The 16,826-nt window shown below is 65.6% G+C and carries 18 protein-coding genes; 10 read left to right on the forward strand and 8 right to left on the reverse strand.

Annotated features, from left to right (window positions below):
- On the reverse strand, positions 1–257 hold a 257-nt coding region (locus tag EN780_RS11610), incomplete at its 3' end, for a carboxymuconolactone decarboxylase family protein (RefSeq protein ID WP_189556493.1).
- Positions 250–1,059 carry a 3-oxoadipate enol-lactonase gene (gene pcaD / locus EN780_RS11615; protein WP_128273823.1) on the reverse strand — a complete coding sequence of 270 codons (810 nt, stop codon included), beginning with the start codon at positions 1,057–1,059 and terminating at the stop codon, positions 250–252. The genes EN780_RS11610 and pcaD, both read right to left, overlap by 8 nt.
- Positions 1,060–1,151: 92 nt before the next feature.
- Between pcaD and pcaQ the strand changes: the two genes are divergently transcribed.
- The 8 genes from pcaQ to EN780_RS11655 all read left to right on the forward strand — a co-directional run bounded on the left by pcaQ (position 1,152) and on the right by EN780_RS11655 (position 9,281).
- Positions 1,152–2,069 (forward strand): pca operon transcription factor PcaQ, encoded by a 918-nt coding sequence (pcaQ, locus tag EN780_RS11620; RefSeq protein ID WP_128273825.1) that lies wholly within the window; start codon positions 1,152–1,154, stop codon positions 2,067–2,069.
- A gap of 183 nt (positions 2,070–2,252) precedes the next feature.
- Complete coding sequence (locus tag EN780_RS11625) at positions 2,253–3,569, forward strand: ABC transporter substrate-binding protein (protein ID WP_128273827.1); 1,317 nt, start codon at positions 2,253–2,255, stop codon at positions 3,567–3,569.
- 31 nt (positions 3,570–3,600) lie between these two features.
- Positions 3,601–4,335, forward strand: a complete 735-nt coding sequence (locus tag EN780_RS11630; RefSeq protein WP_281035360.1) for an ABC transporter ATP-binding protein — start codon at positions 3,601–3,603, stop codon at positions 4,333–4,335.
- The gene (locus EN780_RS11635) at positions 4,332–5,060 is read left to right on the forward strand and encodes an ABC transporter ATP-binding protein (protein ID WP_128273831.1); all 729 of its coding nucleotides are present in this window, start codon (positions 4,332–4,334) and stop codon (positions 5,058–5,060) included. The genes EN780_RS11630 and EN780_RS11635 overlap by 4 nt, the downstream gene beginning before the upstream one ends.
- A complete protein-coding gene (locus EN780_RS11640; protein WP_128273833.1) occupies positions 5,057–5,953 on the forward strand; it encodes a branched-chain amino acid ABC transporter permease in 897 nt (298 codons plus the stop codon). The genes EN780_RS11635 and EN780_RS11640 overlap by 4 nt, the downstream gene beginning before the upstream one ends.
- Entirely contained in the window at positions 5,950–7,011 is a 1,062-nt protein-coding gene (locus EN780_RS11645; RefSeq protein WP_128273835.1) for a branched-chain amino acid ABC transporter permease, read from the forward strand. The genes EN780_RS11640 and EN780_RS11645 overlap by 4 nt, the downstream gene beginning before the upstream one ends.
- A 2-nt stretch (positions 7,012–7,013) precedes the next feature.
- Positions 7,014–7,799: a coniferyl-alcohol dehydrogenase gene (locus EN780_RS11650; protein WP_128273837.1), complete on the forward strand. Its 786-nt coding sequence runs from the start codon at positions 7,014–7,016 to the stop codon at positions 7,797–7,799.
- A 36-nt stretch (positions 7,800–7,835) separates the two neighbouring features.
- Positions 7,836–9,281 carry an aldehyde dehydrogenase gene (locus EN780_RS11655; RefSeq protein ID WP_128273839.1) on the forward strand — a complete coding sequence of 482 codons (1,446 nt, stop codon included), beginning with the start codon at positions 7,836–7,838 and terminating at the stop codon, positions 9,279–9,281.
- A 19-nt stretch (positions 9,282–9,300) separates the two neighbouring features.
- On the opposite strand, the gene EN780_RS11660 is transcribed toward EN780_RS11655, so the two are convergent.
- The 5 genes from EN780_RS11660 to EN780_RS11680 form a co-directional block, all read right to left on the reverse strand.
- Positions 9,301–10,158 (reverse strand): sugar phosphate isomerase/epimerase family protein, encoded by an 858-nt coding sequence (locus EN780_RS11660; protein WP_127287229.1) that lies wholly within the window; start codon positions 10,156–10,158, stop codon positions 9,301–9,303.
- 5 nt (positions 10,159–10,163) lie between these two features.
- Positions 10,164–10,940 (reverse strand): ATP-binding cassette domain-containing protein, encoded by a 777-nt coding sequence (locus tag EN780_RS11665; protein ID WP_127287228.1) that lies wholly within the window; start codon positions 10,938–10,940, stop codon positions 10,164–10,166.
- Positions 10,937–11,923: an ABC transporter permease gene (locus tag EN780_RS11670; protein WP_128273841.1), complete on the reverse strand. Its 987-nt coding sequence runs from the start codon at positions 11,921–11,923 to the stop codon at positions 10,937–10,939. The genes EN780_RS11665 and EN780_RS11670 overlap by 4 nt, the downstream gene beginning before the upstream one ends.
- 140 nt (positions 11,924–12,063) lie before the next feature.
- Positions 12,064–13,053 carry a substrate-binding domain-containing protein gene (locus EN780_RS11675; protein WP_210214087.1) on the reverse strand — a complete coding sequence of 330 codons (990 nt, stop codon included), beginning with the start codon at positions 13,051–13,053 and terminating at the stop codon, positions 12,064–12,066.
- Positions 13,054–13,128: 75 nt separating this feature from the next.
- On the reverse strand, positions 13,129–14,202 hold the full coding sequence (locus EN780_RS11680; protein ID WP_128273845.1) for a LacI family DNA-binding transcriptional regulator: 1,074 nt from the start codon (positions 14,200–14,202) through the stop codon (positions 13,129–13,131).
- Between the two features lie 142 nt (positions 14,203–14,344).
- Between EN780_RS11680 and EN780_RS11685 the strand changes: the two genes are divergently transcribed.
- Both EN780_RS11685 and EN780_RS11690 read left to right on the forward strand, forming a co-directional pair.
- Positions 14,345–15,376: a hydroxyacid dehydrogenase gene (locus tag EN780_RS11685; protein WP_128273847.1), complete on the forward strand. Its 1,032-nt coding sequence runs from the start codon at positions 14,345–14,347 to the stop codon at positions 15,374–15,376.
- Between the two features lie 218 nt (positions 15,377–15,594).
- Positions 15,595–15,900: a hypothetical protein gene (locus EN780_RS11690; protein ID WP_127285731.1), complete on the forward strand. Its 306-nt coding sequence runs from the start codon at positions 15,595–15,597 to the stop codon at positions 15,898–15,900.
- Between the two features lie 65 nt (positions 15,901–15,965).
- Here the strand turns inward: EN780_RS11690 and EN780_RS11695 are convergent, their stop codons facing one another.
- On the reverse strand, positions 15,966–16,643 hold the full coding sequence (locus tag EN780_RS11695) for a GntR family transcriptional regulator (RefSeq protein ID WP_128273848.1): 678 nt from the start codon (positions 16,641–16,643) through the stop codon (positions 15,966–15,968).
- Positions 16,644–16,826 lie beyond the last annotated feature (183 nt).

Below are 16,826 nucleotides of genomic sequence, written 5' to 3' on the forward strand. Positions count from 1 at the left end.
AGACAGTGCATGGCCACCTCCTCGTCATGGCCGAGTGCCGCAAGCAGCGCCAGCGTCACGATCGAGCGCTCGCGCTTCGACCAGCCCGGCCGCGCCCACACCGTTCCCCACGCGGCCTCGGTGATCAGGTGCTGAAACGGCCGGTCGAAATCGGTGGCCGCATCCTCGGCCCGGTCGACATGGGGATCGCCGAGCACGGATCGCCGGACCTCAAGTCCGGTCCGGTATCGGGTTGTGTTCTTGGAAATGTCATCCATGGATTTGCTTTCCGCTGGGAAGCGATGCGACGAAATCGCGGATCAGCCTGGTAAACGGCCCGGGCTGCTCGACGCAGGGAATGTGGCCGGCATTGCGGATCACCTCGAAGCGCGCGCCAGGGATGAGATCGGCAAGCGAGCGCACGAGATCGGGCGGCGTCGAACCGTCCTGGTCGCCGACGATGCAGAGCGTCGGCACCGCGATGCGGCGCGCGGCCTCGGTGAAGTCAGCATCGCGAACGGCAGCGCAGGTGCCGATATAGCCGGCAAGCGGCTGCCTGGTCAGCATGTTCCAGCAGCCGTCGAGATCGGCGGAACGCTCCGCGTGGAAGGCAGGGGTGAACCACAGCTTGAGCACGGCGTCGGCGATCTCCTGGATGCCTTTGCTTTCGACCGTCGCAATGCGTGTGTTCCAGCTGTCGGCCGTACCGATCTTGTGCGCCGTGTCGCTCAGGATGAGGGCCTCGACGCCTTCGGGGCGCCGCGCATGGAAGCCCTGCGCGATCAGGCCGCCGACCGACAGGCCGCACAGCACGACCTTGGGCAGGCCGAAGTGATCGACGAGGCCGCAGAGGTCATCGACATGATCGTCGATCGAGCTGACGCCGCCGATGTCGGACAGCCCGTGCCCGCGCTTGTCATAGACGAGCGTCGGCATTTCATCGCCGAGCAACGGGACAATTTCGTCCCAGATCCGGAAGTCGGTCCCCAGCGAATTCATGAATATGATCGGGCACGCATTGCCAGTCCCCGGCCTGTAGCGGTGGTGCAGCGTAACGCCGCCAATGCTGACGAATGGCACGATTTCGATCCTCCGATGTTAGCTTGCACTAGGTATTTGGTTCGGTAAAATGATATTTTGCGGCATTTCATTAACTCCGAGGTTATCGAACCATGGCCGAAAGCCGCATTCGCTTCCGACACCTGCAAGCGTTTCTCGAAGTGGCGCGGCAAGGCAGCGTGGCAAGGGCGGCCGAGTTCCTGCATGTCAGCGCGCCGGCCGTGACCAAGACGTTGCGCGAGCTGGAAGAGGCGCTCGGCATCGCCGTCGTCGAACGCGACGGCCGCGGCATCCGCGTCACGCGGCTCGGCGAGATCTTCCTCGGCCATGCCGGCACGGCGATCACGGCACTGAAGCGCGGTGTCGATTCCGTCCGCCAGGACGGCGCCATCAACCGCCACCCGATCCGCATTGGTGCCTTGCCGACGGTGTCGGCGCGGGTGATGCCGCTCGCCATGAGCCTGTTCCTCGGGGAGAACACCGGCGCCGCCCTCAAGATCGTCACCGGCGAGAACGCGGTGCTGCTGGAACAGCTGCGCGTCGGCGCGCTCGATCTCGTCGTCGGCCGCCTGGCGGCGCCGGAGCACATGACCGGCTTCTTCTTCGAGCATCTCTATTCCGAACAGGTGCTGTTCGTGGTGCGGGCCGGACATCCGCTGTCGGAACCGGGGGCGGATATCTTCGCCCGCCTCGACGAATTCCCTGTGCTGATTCCGACGCGGGAGTCCGTCATCCGCCCCTTCGTCGACCGCCTGTTCATCACCAATGGCATGACCGCGCCGGCCACCGAAATCGAGACCGTCTCGGATTCCTTCGGCCGTTCCTTCATGCGCCAGAGCAACGCGGTGTGGATCATCTCGGCCGGCGTCGTCGCCAACGAGATCGCCAGCGGCGCCTTCGTCGCCTTGCCGGTCGACACCGAGGAGACCAAGGGACCGGTCGGCCTGACCATGCGCACCGACACTGCCCCCTCGCCGGCCTTTTCCATCCTGCTGCAGACGATCCGCGAGGCGGCGCGGCATAACGCCTGACAACGGACTCCGTTCGGCGTGGCCTTTCGTAACCTATGGGTTAATGAAACACCGCAAAATATCATTTTACCGAACCAAACCGCTAGTGCAATGTGACCCTGGAGGATCAAGGCCGAGCCCTGTCTGGCGGCACCGGAAAACCGGTACCGGCAGGTTCGGGGACGGCCACTGAGGGAGGAGCAGATGACCAGGACTATCGGCAGCAAACCCGTTATCGCCGGCATGTCGCGACGCCAATTCATTGCCGCTTCGGTGGCCGGCGGCGCGGCTCTTGCGCTCGGCCGCGGCAAGGCCTTCGCGCAGTCCGCGGACACCCTGAAGGTCGGCTTCGTCAGTCCGCGCACCGGGCCTCTCGGCGGTTTCGGCGAGACCGACGGCTACGTGCTCGACCTCGCCCGCAAGGCGCTCGCCAATGGCATCGAGCTCGGCGGCAAGAAATACAGTGTCGAGATCCTCGATCAGGATACGCAATCCGATCCCTCCCGCGCCGGCCAACTCGCCAAGGATCTGATCAACAACCAGGCGATTGACCTCATGCTTGCCGTCTCGACGCCTGAGGTGATCAACCCCGTGGCCGATGCTTGCGAAGCGGCCGGCGTACCTTGCCTGTCCACCGTCATGCCGTGGGAAGCCTGGTATTTCGGCCGCGGCGCCAAGCCGGGCCAGCCTTCGCCGTTCAAATGGACCTATCATTTCGGCTTCGGCGTCGACGAATTCTTCAAGGCCTATGTCTCGCAGTGGAATCTGATCGAGACCAACAAGAAGGTCGGCGTCATGTATCCGAACGACGCCGACGGCAATGCCATCCGTGCCCATCTTGCACCGCTGCTCGCCAAGCAGGGCTTCACCATCGTCGACCCCGGCGCCTACGAGACCGGCACCACCGACTATTCCTCGCAGATCGCGCTGTTCAAGCAGGAAGGCGTCGAGATCTTCAATTCCTTCCCGATCCCGCCGGATTTCGCCGCCTTCTGGCGCCAGGCGGCGCAGCAGGGCCTGACCCGGCAGATCAAGATCGCCCAGGTCGCCAAGACCGGCCTGTTCCCGTCCGACATCGAGGCGCTCGGCGACCTCGGCATGAAGATTGCGAGCGCCGCTTACTGGCACAAGGCCTTCCCCTACAAGTCGCCGCTCACTGGTGTTTCCGGGACCGAGCTGGCCGACGGCTACGAAGCGGCGAGCGGCAAGCAGTGGACGCAGCAGCTCGGCGCCACGATGTCGCTGCTCGACGCCGGATTCGAAGCGCTGAAGTCCAGTACCGACGCCAAGGACAAGGCGGCGGTCGCCAAGGCGCTGAGCGCGCTCAACACCGAGACGATGATCGGCAAGGTCGATTTCACCAGCGGCCCCGTCGCCAACGTCTCGCCCGGCCCGATCATCGGCACGCAGTGGGTGGCAGCGAAGGAAGGCAGCAAATTCCCGCTTGACTATGTCGTGACCGAAAACGCCACCGACCCGAAGGTGCCGGTCGAAGCCAAGCTGCAGCCGTACAACGGCTGATTGGACTGCTGACGGGGTTCGCATCGTGACCATTTCGCCCAACGCTGCGATCCTCGATGCCGCTGGCATCCACAAGCGCTTCGGGGCGCTGGTGGTGCTCGACGACATCGACTTCGCCATGGGAGCCGACGAGGCGGTCGGCATTGTCGGCCCGAACGGCGCCGGCAAGACGACATTGCTCAGCGTGCTGTCCGGCGCCTATCCGCCCAGTGCCGGCACCGTCGCCTTCAAAGGCGGCGACGTCACCGCGCTGCCGGCCACAGCGCGCTGCCGCCTCGGCCTCGTGCGCACGCATCAGGTGCCGAAGCCTTTCGGCGGCATGACCACCTTTGAGAACGTCTTCGTTGCCGCCTCGCATGGCGCCGGCCTCAAGCGCGACGAAGCCTATGAGGAAGCGCTTGCCTCGCTGAAACTCTGCGGCATGCTGGGCGTTGCCAACCGGCGCGCCGAGACGCTCGGCCTGCTCGACCGCAAGCGGCTGGAACTCGCCCGGGCGCTCGCTGCCAGGCCGACGCTGCTTCTGCTCGACGAGATCGGCGGCGGCCTGACTGACGGCGAGGCCGGCGAGCTGGTCGAGACCATCAGGGAATTGCGGCGCCGCAAGATCGGCATCGTCTGGATCGAGCACATCGTCCACATCCTGCTGCAGGTGGCCGAGCGACTGATCTGCATGGATGCCGGAAAGATCATCGCCGACGGCGATCCGCAAGCGGTAATGGCCAACCCGCAGGTGATCAGCGCCTATCTCGGCGGAGGCCCGAAATGAGCCTGCTTTCGGTCGAGGATCTCGTTGTCCGCCACGGCCTGTTGCAGGCGGTACGCGGCGTCAGCTTCACCGTCGAGCGCGGCGAGACGCTGGCGCTGGTCGGCGCCAACGGCGCCGGCAAGACGACGCTGCTGCGCGCCATTGCCGGAGCGCATCCGCAGGCATCGGGTCGCGTGCGGTTCGACGGCGCCGACCTTTCCGGGGTGCCCTCGCACAGCAGAGTCGGCATGGGCATCGCACTGGTGCCCGAAGGCAGGAAACTGTTCGTCGAAATGACGGTCGAGGAAAACCTCCTGCTCGGCAAGACCGCCGGCCGCTCCGGCGACTGGAACGTCGACAAGGTGCTCGACACGTTTCCCAACCTCAAGCCGCGCCGCCATTCCAGGACCGGCCATCTGTCCGGCGGCGAGCAGCAGGCGACCGCTATCGGCCGCGCGCTGATGAGCAATCCGGAATTGCTGCTGCTCGACGAGGTGTCGCTCGGCCTGTCGCCGCTAGTCGTCGACCGCGTCTACGCCTCGCTGCACGGCCTGATCAGTTCCGGCACGACGATCATCCTGGTCGAGCAGGATCTCAACCGTGCCCTCTCCGTCTCCGACAAGGTCATCTGCATGCTGGAGGGAAGGATCGCGCTTGCCGGAGACAGCAAGAGCGTGTCGCGCGACGAGGTGACGAAAGCCTATTTCGGCCTGCATCGGAAGGGCGCCGGAGGCGTGCCGGCATGACCAACCAGATCGTCCAGGGCATCCTGCTCGGCGGCTACTACGCGCTGATCGCCTGCGGCCTCTCCTTCATGTTTTCGGTGATGCGCATCATCAACCTCGCCCATGGCAGCCTCGCCGTGCTGTCGGCCTTCGCGCTGTGGCTGCTCGCCTCGCGCTTCCACATTTCACCCTTCCTTGGACTGCTGATCGTCCTGCCGCTGATGGCCGCCATCGGCTGGGCCTTGCAGCGCTTCCTGCTCGAACGCAGCGCGCGCGGCGGGGCGCTGTTGCCGATCCTGACGACCTTCGGCCTCGCAATCGTCATCGACAATCTCTTGTTCGAGCAGTTCGGCGCCGACACGCGCTCGCTGGCGCCCTTTATCGGCAGCCTCTCCTACGATTCCTGGGAATGGCCGGGCAGCATCTATGTCGGCAAGCTCGCGGTCATCATCTTCGTCACCGCCGTGGTGCTGCTTGGCGGGCTGCAGCTCTTCCTCACCCGCACCGGCCTTGGCCGCGCGATCCGCGCCACCTCGGCGGACCCTGATACGGCCGGCCTTGTCGGCATCGATGCGCGCCGCGCCAATGCGGTCGCCGCATCCATCGCCATGGTCACCGTCGGTCTCGCCGGCGCCTTCCTCGGCATGCGCGCCACCTTCGATCCCTATGCCGGCGCGCCGCAGTTGCTGTTCGCCTTCGAGGCGGCGGTCATCGGCGGCGCCGGCTCGCTGTGGGGCACGCTGATCGGCGGCATCGTGCTGGCGCTCGCCCAGACGCTCGGCGCCCAGGTACATCCGCAGGGCTTCCTGATCGGCGGCCATGTCGCGTTCCTGATCGCGCTGTTCATACGCCTGTCCACCGCCGGCCTCGGCCTGCGCGGCCTGCTGCGCCTGCCCGCGGGGAAGGCATCATGAGCGCCGCCTCCCCTGTCATCGAGCGCGGCACCGCCGCCTCGCGCATCGCCGCGATCGCGGTGGCCCTGATCATCGCGCTGCTGGCGATCGCGCCGCAATTCCTGTCGGCTGGCGCCGTCGACCGCATGACCGCGCTGTTCATCTATGTGATCCTCGCGGCGATGTGGAACGCGCTCGCCGGCTTCGGCGGACTGGTCTCGGTCGGCCAGCAGGTGTTCTTCGGCCTCGGCGCCTATTTCAGCATCCGGCTGGCGGATGCCGGCCTCAATCCCTTCGTCGCGCTCTTCGTTTCGGCGATCGTCGTCGGCGCTGTCTCCTGGCCGATCTCGCTGTTCATGCTGCGGCTCAGGAACGGCGAGTTCGCCATCGGCATGTGGGTGATCGCGGCGCTGACCCATCTCCTCGTCAACCTCGACCGGCTGGTGCAGGGCGAGACCGGCACGTCGCTGATCTCGCTCAACGTCTATGACGCTTCGACCAGACGCGTGGCGATCTACTGGCTGGCGCTGGCGTCGATGACCGCCCTGCTTGCCGTCCTGTTCGGCCTGCTGCGCGGCAGCACGGGTGCCGCCATCCGCGCCATCCGCGACAACGAGGATGCGGCAGCCTCGGTCGGCGTGCGCGTTACCGGCACCAAGCGGCTGCTTTTCGTTCTCGCCGCCTTTGGCATCGGCATTGCCGGCGCGCTGTGGCTGGCGACCTCGATCACTTTCCAGCCGAAGACCTATTTCAGTGTCCAGTGGACGGCCTACATGATCTTCATGGTGCTGGTCGGCGGCATCGGCACCTTCGAGGGCGCCATCCTTGGCGCCTTGCTCTTCTTCCTCATCGAGACCTGGTTCGGCGCCGCCGGCGTCTGGTACCTGATCGGCCTCGGCGCCACAGCGCTTGCCTTCTCGCTGCTGTTGCCGCGCGGCCTGTGGGGAACGCTGGAGGAGCGATTTGGGCTTCGGCTGCTGCCCGTCGGCTATAGCGTCAGGATTCCCGTCAACGCGACCCTAACGACGGGCGAGACCGCCTCTCCGGCACAGACAACGACATCTCGGGAGAAAGCCTGACCATGCTTTTCGGCAAGACCATCCTCATCACCGGCGTCGCCTCCGGCATCGGCGCCCGCACGGCGGAACTCGCCGGTCAGCTCGGCGCCGACGTGATCGGCGTCGACGTGCGTGAGCCAGATGCAAGTGCCGGCAGCTTCGTCAAGGCCGACATCTCGTCGAAGGCCGGCGTCGACGAACTGGTGGCACGGCTGCCGGAGCGCCTCGATGCGCTCTGCAACGTCGCCGGCCTTTCGGGCAACACTGGCGCCGTGTCGACGCTCGCCGTCAATTTCTACGGACTGCGTGCGCTTTCCGAGGCGCTGGCGCCGAAGCTTCGCGAAGGCGGCGCCATCGTCAATGTCGCCTCGATCGCCGGCTTCGGCTGGCGCGCCAATCTCAACCGCGCCGCTTCGATGATCGGCATCGAGGGCTTTCCCAATGTCGCCAGGGTGGTCGCCGACCATGCGGTCAAGAACGAGGAAGGCTATCCGGTCTCGAAGGAGCTTCTGCTGCTGTGGACCTTCCGCGCCGCGCATCAGGAGCTGTTCAAGAGCCGCGGCATCCGCCTCAATGCGGTCAGCCCTGGCCCGGTCGAGACGCCGATCCTGAAGCAGTTCCGCGCCGTGCTCGGCGACGACCGCGTCGACAGCGATATTTCGCGGGTGGGTCGTGCCGGCACGTCGGGCGATATCGCGCCGGTCGTGCTGTTCCTGTGCTCGGATGGCGCGCGCTGGATCAACGGCGCCAATGTGCCGGTCGACGGCGGCCTCGAAGCCTCGATCAACGCCGAGGTGCTCGGCTTCTAGTTTGCAACGCTCCACCCGGAGCGAGGGAGAGACCAAATGGATATCGGACTTCTGATCGACGGCGACGAAAGAACTGCAACGGGCAAGGCTTCCTTCGACCGCCTGGACCCCTTCACCGGCAAGCTGGCGACGCGCGCCGCCGCCGCCAGCATCGCCGACGCCAATGCCGCCGTCGGCGCCGCTGCCGCGGCCTTCCCGGCCTGGTCGCGGACGGGCCCAGGCGAGCGCCGCGCTTTGCTTTCCAAGGCCGCCGAGGTGATGGCCTCCAAGGTCGGCGAATTCACCAGGCTGATGATGGAGGAGACCGGAGCGACCGGGCCGTGGGCCGGCTTCAACGTTATGCTGGCCGCCAACATGCTGCGCGAGGCAGCCGCGATGACGACACAGATCGCGGGCGAGATCATCCCCTCGGACAAGCCGGGCACGCTTGCCATGGCGATCCGCCAGCCGGCCGGCGTCTGCCTGGGCATCGCGCCCTGGAACGCACCCGTCATCCTCGGCACCCGCGCGCTGGCGATGCCGCTCGCCTGCGGGAACACGGTGGTGCTCAAGGCCTGCGAGATGTGCCCCGGCACGCATCGCCTGATCGGCCAGGTGCTGGTCGAGGCCGGCCTGCCGAAGGGCGTCGTCAATGTTGTCACCAACGACCCGAAGGATGCCGCCGGGATCGTCGAGGCGCTCGTCGCGCATCCGGCGGTGAAGCGGGTCAATTTCACCGGCTCGACCAAGGTCGGCCGCATCATCGCCGAGCTCGCCGGGCGCCATCTCAAGCCGGCCCTGCTCGAGCTTGGCGGCAAGGCGCCGCTTCTGGTGCTTGACGATGCCGACATCGACGCGGCGGTCAACGCCGCGACCTTCGGCGCCTTCATGCATCAGGGCCAGATCTGCATGTCGACGGAGCGGCTGATCGTCGACGAGAAGGTCGCCGACGAGTTCGTCGCCAAGCTTGCAGCCCGCGCCGCGCAGCTTCCGGCCGGCGACCCGCGCGGCCATGTCGTGCTTGGCTCGCTGATCAGCAGCCAGGCCGCCGACAAGATGGAGGAACTGGTCGCCGACGCCGTCGCCAAGGGTGCGAAGCTCGTCGCAGGCGGCAAGCGTACCGGCACAGTGGTGGACGCAACGCTGCTTGATCACGTGACGCCTTCGATGCGCGTCTATGCCGAAGAATCCTTCGGGCCGGTCAAGCCAGTCATTCGCGTCAAGGGCGAGGACGAGGCGGTGCGCGTCGCTAACGACACCGAATACGGCCTGTCGTCGGCCGTCTTCAGCCGTGACATCAAGCGCGCCATGGCGGTCGCTGCCCGCATTCAGGCCGGCATCTGCCACATCAACGGCCCGACCGTCGGCGACGAGGCGCAGATGCCGTTCGGCGGTGTCAAAGGTTCCGGCTACGGCCGCTTCGGCGGCAAGGCCTCGATCGCCGAATTCACCGACCTGCGCTGGGTGACGATCGAGGATCCCGGCCAGCACTACCCGTTCTGACGGAGAGCCTGGCGACCTTCTATCTGCCGAGGCTCAGCCCTGCCTTCCTCGCCTCGTCGCGCAGGAACGGCAGGCCGACCTCGATGACGTCGCGCGGGTCTTCAGCCACCGGGCGCCACACCGCCAGTCCGCCGGCGATGTCGACGTCGACATGGTTCATGCTTTCGAGCGTGATCGGCCCCTCGTAGCCGATGTCGGCGATCGCCTTCATGCAGGCCGCCCAGTTGATCATGCCGCGCCCCGGCACGCCGCGGTTGGCTTCCGACACGTGCACATAGCCGAGGAAGGGCGCGGCCGCCTCGAAGCCGGCGGCAAAGCTCTCCTCCTCGATATGCATGTGATAGGTGTCGAGATGGATGAAGATGTTGTCGGCGCCGATGCGCTCGATGATCCTGGCCGCATCGATGCCGCGGTTGATCAGATGCGTCTCGTAGCGGTTGCAGGGTTCGATGCCGAGCTTCAGCCCGCGCGCCTTCGCCGACTTCGCCGCCCGTTCGAGGAAGCGGCACATGCCGTCGATCTCCTTGCGCGTCGGCGCCCGGCCGGTGGTCTTGCCGATCGTGCCGTAGGTGACGCCGCCGAGCGCTTCGCTGCCGACCTCGTTGCAGACCTTGAAGGCGGGCTGCAGGAAGTCGAGCGCCTCGTCCGGTCGCTCGACCACGTCGAGGGAACGCGGCAGGCCGAGCGACGGGATCAGCTCGACGCCATAGTGGGTGGCGAAGCCGCGCGTGCGCTTGGTGTCGATCTCCTCAGGGCGCAGCAGCGGAATTTCCATCAGCCCGATACCGTGTTCCTTCAGCCGGTCCATCTGCGGCTCGATGCGGGCAAGGTCCCAGACCGGAGCGATGGCGAAAGTGTGCAGTCCAAAGGTGTTCATGAGCTCTAGCCTCGTTGTTCGTGCGCCGCCGCGGCGCTGACATCGCCGCCGCCGACGATGCGGCTGACGACTTCGTTCATGTTGGTCTTGCTGGTGACGAGATCGGCATCGGCGCGGCCGTGACGCAGCACGACGATGCGGTCGGTGACCGATAGCACGTCGTTCAGCCGGTGCGAGATCAGGATGACGGCGATGCCTTCCGACCGCAGCCGTCGGATCAGGTCGAGCACGCTCTGCACCTCGCGCACCGCAAGCGCAGCCGTCGGCTCGTCCATGATCACGAGCTTCGGGTTGAAGGTCAGCGCGCGGGCGATCGCCACCGTCTGCTGCTGGCCGCCCGAGAACGAGCCGACCGAACGGTTGATCGACGGCAGGCGCGCGCCGAGCCGCTCGATCATCCGCGTGGCTTCCCGGTCCATGGCCGCCTTGTCGACGAAACCGGGAAACAGGCCGAACACTCGTTTCGTCGGCTCGCGGCCGAGGAAGATGTTCGAGGCCACGTCCTGCTGCTTGGCCAGCGACAGGTCCTGATAGATCATCTCGATGCCGAGCTCGCGCCGCTGGCCCGGGTCGAGCGCAAGGATGTCCTTGCCGTCGAATTCGATCGAGCCGGAATCGGCACGGTAGATGCCGGTGATGGTCTTCATCAGCGTCGACTTGCCGGCGCCATTGTCGCCGACCAGCCCGACCACCTCGCCGGCAGCGACCTTGAGGTCGACGCCGTGCAGCACGTCGACCGCGCCGAAGCTTTTGCGGATGCCTTGAAGCGAAAGAAGCGTCATACGCGCGACTCCTTCCGGACCTGGTACTGGTCGATGAAGACGGCAAGGATCAGCACCGCGCCGATCGCCATCTGCTGGTAATAGGACTGCACGGCAAGCAGCGTCAGCCCGTTCTGCAAGACGCCCATGATCAGCGCGCCGATCATCGTGCCGAGGATCGAGGCGCGGCCGCCGAACAGGTTGGTGCCGCCGATGATCGCCGCGGTGATGGCGGTGAGCTCGTAGTTGATGCCGGCGGTCGGGTCGCCGGCATTGACGCGGGCGGTGAACAGCAGGCCGGCGAGCCCGGCGAGCGCGCCGGACAGCGTATAGATGATGCGGCGATGGTGCTCGACGCGGATGCCCGCGGCGCGCGCCGCGCCCTCGCTGTCGCCCAGCGCCAGCGTGTGGCGGCCGAAGCGTGTGTAGGCGAGCACGCAATGCGCGACGATCGCCGTCAGCACCAGGATGATCACCGGCATCGGGATGCCGAACGGCCGCCCTTGCCCGATATAGACGATCGCCGACGGCAGCCCGTAGATCGCCCTGCCTTGCGAGATGACCAGCGCCAGGCCGCGCGCCAGGCCGAGCATGCCGAGCGTGACGATGAAGGCCGGCACGAAGGCGCGGGTGACGAGCTGCCCGTTGATGTAGCCGGCAAGGCCGCCGGCCAGGATGCAGGCGATGAGCGCGAAGACCGACGGCCAGCCGAGATTGACCGCGACGAAGGCACCCGCCACGCCGGCAAGGCCCATGACCGAGCCGAGCGACAGGTCGAGCCCGCCCGAGCCGATGACGAAAGTGGCGGCGATCGCCAGCACGCCGATCGTCGATGTCGCGAGCAGGATGTTGAGGAAATTGCTCAGCGACAGGAAGAACGGCGACAGCAGCGCTATCGCCCCGCTCAGCGCCACAAGCACCAGCAGCGACTCCAGCCTGATGTGGAGCCGTTCGACGGATGCGCGCTGCACCCGAGCCCAGAAACCGGGCTGTTCAGAAGCCATGTCTTTGCACCTTTGAGAGCGGCCGTTAGGCAGTAGGGCAGTAGGGATTAGGCAGTAGTGGATTAAGGAGCGACCTGAAGCGATGCGAACCGCTTACTCCCCTACTGCCTACTGCCTACTGCCTATTCCCTATTCCCTGCTCACTTCACATATTGCAGCATCGGCTCCTTGCCGGCGTCGAGCATTTCCTTGGTCAGCACCAAGGTAGGCACGGCGATGCTCTCCTCGACCTTCTCGCCGGCGAGCGCCTTCTTGACGTTCTCGACCGCCTGCTTGCCGACCAGATAGGGGAGCTGTGCCACCGAAGCGTTGAGGCGGCCCTCCTTGATCGACTTGACCGCATCCGAATTGCCATCGACGCCGATGATCGTCACCTGCTCACCCTTGCCGGCCGCATAGACCGATTCCACGGCGCCGAGCGCCATGGTGTCATTGGCGGAGAAGATGGCGACCAGGTCAGGATGCGCGGTCAGCGTATCGGTTGCGATCGAGGCCGCCTTGCCGCGATCCCAGTCGCCGGGCAGCGAAGCAACGATCTCCAACCCCGGCGCCAGTTCCTTGAGCTTGTCGGCAAAACCCTTGGCGCGTTTCTGACCGGTGATGTTGCCGGAAAGGCCCTCGATCACCAGCACCGGACCCTTGGCGTCCTTGCCGAGCTTGGAGACTAGATATTCTGCGCCCTGTCCGCCGGCCGCGACATTGTCGGAGCCGATGCGGAAGGTGATCTTGATGCCTTCCTTGTCGAGCACCGCCGGATCGAGATTGCCGTCGAGGTCGACCACCTTGATGCCGGCATCCTGCGCCGCCTTCAGGCAGGGCAACAGGTTGGTCGAGTTGATCGCCGCGGTGATCATCGCCACCGGCTTGCGCTCCAGCATCGTGTTGCAGAGGTTGAGCTGCGGCTCAGCCGCCTGGTCGCTCTCGGCGGCCTGCTGGAAATATTTCACCCCGGCTTCCTTGGCGCCGTCCTCGACGCCCTGGCCCATCGCGCCCCAGAACGGGTTGGCAAGCGTTTTCATCAGCACGCCGTATTCGCCGTCCTCGGCCTTGGCGGCGCCTACTGCCGACATCGCCAGAGCGATGCCCAAGGCCATCGTAAATCGATTTATCTTCAGAACGAATGCTGTCACGTTTTCCTCCCTGTTGATGTCACGCGCCACGAGCCAAAGCCAGGTGCGGCGCCACTCGGTTTTCGACAATGGGGGCTATTGTCGGCTTCCTCCCCCCGAATGCGGGCCGCTGCCTGGCGAGCCAACGGATTCCCGCATCAACACCTTGCAGGGCTCGAGCCGCGCCCTGGGCGGGCCGCGCTCCCCCTCGATCCTGCGAAACAGCACGTCCATCGCATTGCTGGCGATCTCGCGCACCGGCTGCACCACGGCGGCGATCGCCGGCCAGGTCACCTGCATCCATTCGGCGTCGTCGAAGCCGACCAGCGAGATGTCGTCCGGGCAATGCCAGCCACGACGGCGGAATTCGGAAAGCGCCACCAGCGTGCCTTTGAGGAACAGCGAATAGACCGCCGTCGGGCGTTCACCCCGATTGGCACCCTCGCTGAAATAGTCGCTGAGCAGCGTCCGCAGCGGCTCGACCTCGCTTTCGGCAAGCACGACGTCGATGCGGATGTCGGGCACCAGTTGCAGCGCGGTCGCGCGAAACCCTTCGAGGCGGGCGCGCACCGTTGCCGCCTGCTGGCCCAGACCGACGACCAGTATGTGGCGATGGCCCTTGCCGACGAGCGCGCGCGCCACCTCCGCACTTGCCGCGGCGCTGTCGGCCGAAACCGTATCGAATGCGTCGTCGGCGAGCACGCGGTCGATCAGCACGCCGGTCATGCCGTTGGCTTTCATGAAGCCGGCCGCCGGCCCATGCTCGTTGCGCACCGGTGCCAGCACGATGCCGGCGACGCGCCAGTCGTGCATGCGGGCCAGGATCTCCTTTTCGCGCGCTTCCGACTCACGGCTAGAGGCGGCGACCAGCGTGAAACCGCGCTGCTCGGCGAGACCCTCGAGCTCGCTGACCATCTGGCCGAAGAACTCGCTTTCGAACTCTGGCATGATGGCGCCGATGATGCGCCGCTTGGCCCGGCGCATGTCGGACGCCAGCGGATCGACACGGTAACCGAGGAGATCGACGGCATCGAAGACGCGCTGCGCATTTTCGGGCTTCACCGTGGTGACGCCTGCCAAAACCTTGGAGACGGTGGCGGCGGACACGCCGGCGCGGCTTGCCACGTCGTGGATCGACGGACGCCGCTGCTGGGTCTCCCGATGCGCCATCATCCTGCTCCGAAAGGCGGGTAGCCGCACGCCACCTCGCCAGCGCAATGGATAAATCGATTTTTCGCAGTTGTAAATCGTTTAATCCGGAGTAAAACACCGCTGTGAGTGGCACGATCCGGCAACGCCGGGAGGAAACATCATGTCAAACAATGCCTTGCCGCTGGTCATCAGCGCACCCGAGCCGCGCACGCTCGAGCTGATCTTCACACCACCGCAACTGGCGCTCTTTCGCAAGCGATATCGCATCGTGGAAACAACGCCCGAAGGTGTCGCCGGGTTGCCGGCGCATGTGCTTGCCGAGGCGCGCTACATCGTCGGCCAGCCGCCGCTCCGCCCGGAGACGCTGGAACGACTTCAGGCGCTGCGCTGCGTCTTCAACGTCGAGACCAATCTCGTCAACAACATGCCCTACGACACACTGTTTGCCCGCGGCATCCATGTCGTCACCACCGGCCTGGTCTTCGCCGAACCGGTCGCCGAGCTCGGCCTTGCCATGGCGCTCAACCTGGCACGCGGCATCGTCGATGCCGACCTTGCCTTCCGGCAGGGCAAGGAACTGTGGGGCGGCGACGGCAACGCGACCGCGCGGCTCCTCTCGGGCGCGGAAGTCGGCATCATCGGCTTCGGCGATCTCGGCCGCGCGCTGAACCGCCTGCTGACGGGCTTTCGCACCCTGATCAGGGTGTTCGATCCCTGGCTGCCGCCGTCGATCCTCATCGACAACGGCGTCGAGCCCGCCTCGCTCGACAAGGTGCTGTCGGAGAGCGATTTCGTCTTCGTCGTCGCCTCGGTGACCAGCGAGAACCAGGGCTTCCTCGGCACCGAGGCCTTCGCGAAAATGCGCAAGGGCGCCGCCTTTATCCTGCTCAGCCGAGCCGGTGTCGTCGACTTCCCGGCGCTGATGCAGGCGGTCCGCAACGGCCAGATCGTCGCCGCCAGCGATGTCTTTCCGGAAGAGCCGCTGGCTAGGGACCATCCGGTGCGCACCCTGCCCGGCTTCCTGCGCTCCGCGCACCGCGCCGGCGCGCTCGACGTCGCCTTTAAGCGCATGGGCGACATGGTGCTGGAGGATATGGACCTGATCGACCGCGGGCTGCCGCCGCTGCGCTCCAAGCGGGCGGAACGCGAGACGGTTTCCAGGATGCGATCTAAACCCGTCGATAAGAACTAAGTACGAATTTCCCCCTGCGCGTAACGTCATTTGCAGGCGTCGGCGCAGCTCAATTGAATCGAACGTTGGGCGAGCGAAAAGGTTCAATTTGCGCCGGGTCCTATTTCGACAGAATTATCATCTCTCCAATCGCCACATGGTGGAACTTTCGTCCAGACCTGTCGTTTGGCCTTCGATCGTTGCTTCGACGATCCCCAAAGCAACAGGAGGATTATATCGTGAACATCAAGATGATAGGGCTGGGCGCCATGGCGCTTTCGATGGTCGCCGGCTCGGCGCTGGCTGCAGGAAACACCGGCACGTCGGCACTCGACGACCCGGCCAAGATGCAGCCCTTCTATACCGACTCCAGCATGAAGACGATGGTCAGCAGCGATGACTTTGTGAAGGCCTGGAAGGCGCTGACGCCAGAAGACCAGATGGCGATGATGACGGCCTGCGACGACGAGTCGAAGAACGCCAATCCGACCAACACCCATCCGGAGTTCTGCAGCAGCGTCAAGGCTAACGGCGGCAGCAAGTAAACCTGCCGACATCGCAATGGATGAAACGGCTCCGCTTGCGGGGCCGTTTTCTTGCTGGTCGGACCCTACAGCGATCGCAGCCGAAGCGCATCGCGGGCGATGCGCCAGGCGGATTCGACATGCCGCCGCGCCGCCGCCTCCGCCTCTTCCGGCTTGCGCGCCCTGATGGCGTCCATGATCGCGTTCATCTCGTTGATCGCCGGCTCGCGGCGGTTTTCCGAGGCGATCGTCATCGAACGCAGTTGGTTGATGCGAACATTTAGCCCGGTGACGATCTCCCAGGCGATCCGCTTGTCGGCGGCCTCGAACAGCACCTCGTAGAAGCTGGCCGTCGCCCGCATGACCTCCACCGGGGCGCCCGAGGCCCAGGCTTCGAGCAGCTTTTCCAGGGCGGCGTCGAGAAGAGCGATCTGTTCCTTGGTGGCCGAGGTCGCGCAGGCCCGCGCGGCGATGCCTTCCAGCAGCGCGCGCAGTTCGTAGATCTCGTCGGTACGGCCGAGGTCGGGCTTGGCCACGGCTGGTCCGTGGCCCGGTACCATCTGCACCAGGCCCTCGGCCTCCAGTTGCCGCAACACCTCGCGCACCACCGAACGGCTGACGCCGAGCTGGTCGCACAGCGGCCGCTCGACCAGCCTTTCGCCAGGCTGGAAATGGAAATCCATGATCGCCTCGCGCATGCGCTCCAGCGCCAGTGTCCGCAGCGTCTTGGCAGAACGGTCGATCCGAAGCGTGTCGTCAGGCATTTTTTCCGCCCTTAGGGCAATTCCAGGAAAAGTGTGAAGCGGTTTTCCGTCAGGAGTTGCGTCAAAACAAAGAGTTAGAGCGGGTCGCCGTTTTCATGGAACGGCGAGGCACTCTGGCGTCGCCACAAAAACAGATTCCATGGCCGGTTGACAAGGTTCTTGGCTCTCCATATCATGGTATAC

Source organism: Mesorhizobium sp. M4B.F.Ca.ET.089.01.1.1 (assembly GCF_004022605.1).
Classification (GTDB): domain Bacteria; phylum Pseudomonadota; class Alphaproteobacteria; order Rhizobiales; family Rhizobiaceae; genus Mesorhizobium; species Mesorhizobium abyssinicae.

Bases quoted from the DNA above. Each gene is read 5' to 3' on its own strand.
- EN780_RS11635 (WP_128273831.1), top strand. From the start codon at position 4,332: ATGAGCCTGCTTTCGGTCGAGGATCTCGTTGTCCGCCACGGCCTGTTG.
- EN780_RS11695 (WP_128273848.1), bottom strand. From the start codon at position 16,643: ATGCCTGACGACACGCTTCGGATCGACCGTTCTGCCAAGACGCTGCGG.
- EN780_RS11685 (WP_128273847.1), top strand. From the start codon at position 14,345: ATGTCAAACAATGCCTTGCCGCTGGTCATCAGCGCACCCGAGCCGCGC.
- EN780_RS11665 (WP_127287228.1), bottom strand. From the start codon at position 10,940: ATGACGCTTCTTTCGCTTCAAGGCATCCGCAAAAGCTTCGGCGCGGTC.
- EN780_RS11660 (WP_127287229.1), bottom strand. From the start codon at position 10,158: ATGAACACCTTTGGACTGCACACTTTCGCCATCGCTCCGGTCTGGGAC.
- pcaQ (WP_128273825.1), top strand. From the start codon at position 1,152: ATGGCCGAAAGCCGCATTCGCTTCCGACACCTGCAAGCGTTTCTCGAA.
- EN780_RS11645 (WP_128273835.1), top strand. From the start codon at position 5,950: ATGAGCGCCGCCTCCCCTGTCATCGAGCGCGGCACCGCCGCCTCGCGC.
- EN780_RS11650 (WP_128273837.1), top strand. From the start codon at position 7,014: ATGCTTTTCGGCAAGACCATCCTCATCACCGGCGTCGCCTCCGGCATC.
- EN780_RS11655 (WP_128273839.1), top strand. From the start codon at position 7,836: ATGGATATCGGACTTCTGATCGACGGCGACGAAAGAACTGCAACGGGC.
- EN780_RS11625 (WP_128273827.1), top strand. From the start codon at position 2,253: ATGACCAGGACTATCGGCAGCAAACCCGTTATCGCCGGCATGTCGCGA.
- EN780_RS11680 (WP_128273845.1), bottom strand. From the start codon at position 14,202: ATGGCGCATCGGGAGACCCAGCAGCGGCGTCCGTCGATCCACGACGTG.
- EN780_RS11670 (WP_128273841.1), bottom strand. From the start codon at position 11,923: ATGGCTTCTGAACAGCCCGGTTTCTGGGCTCGGGTGCAGCGCGCATCC.
- EN780_RS11640 (WP_128273833.1), top strand. From the start codon at position 5,057: ATGACCAACCAGATCGTCCAGGGCATCCTGCTCGGCGGCTACTACGCG.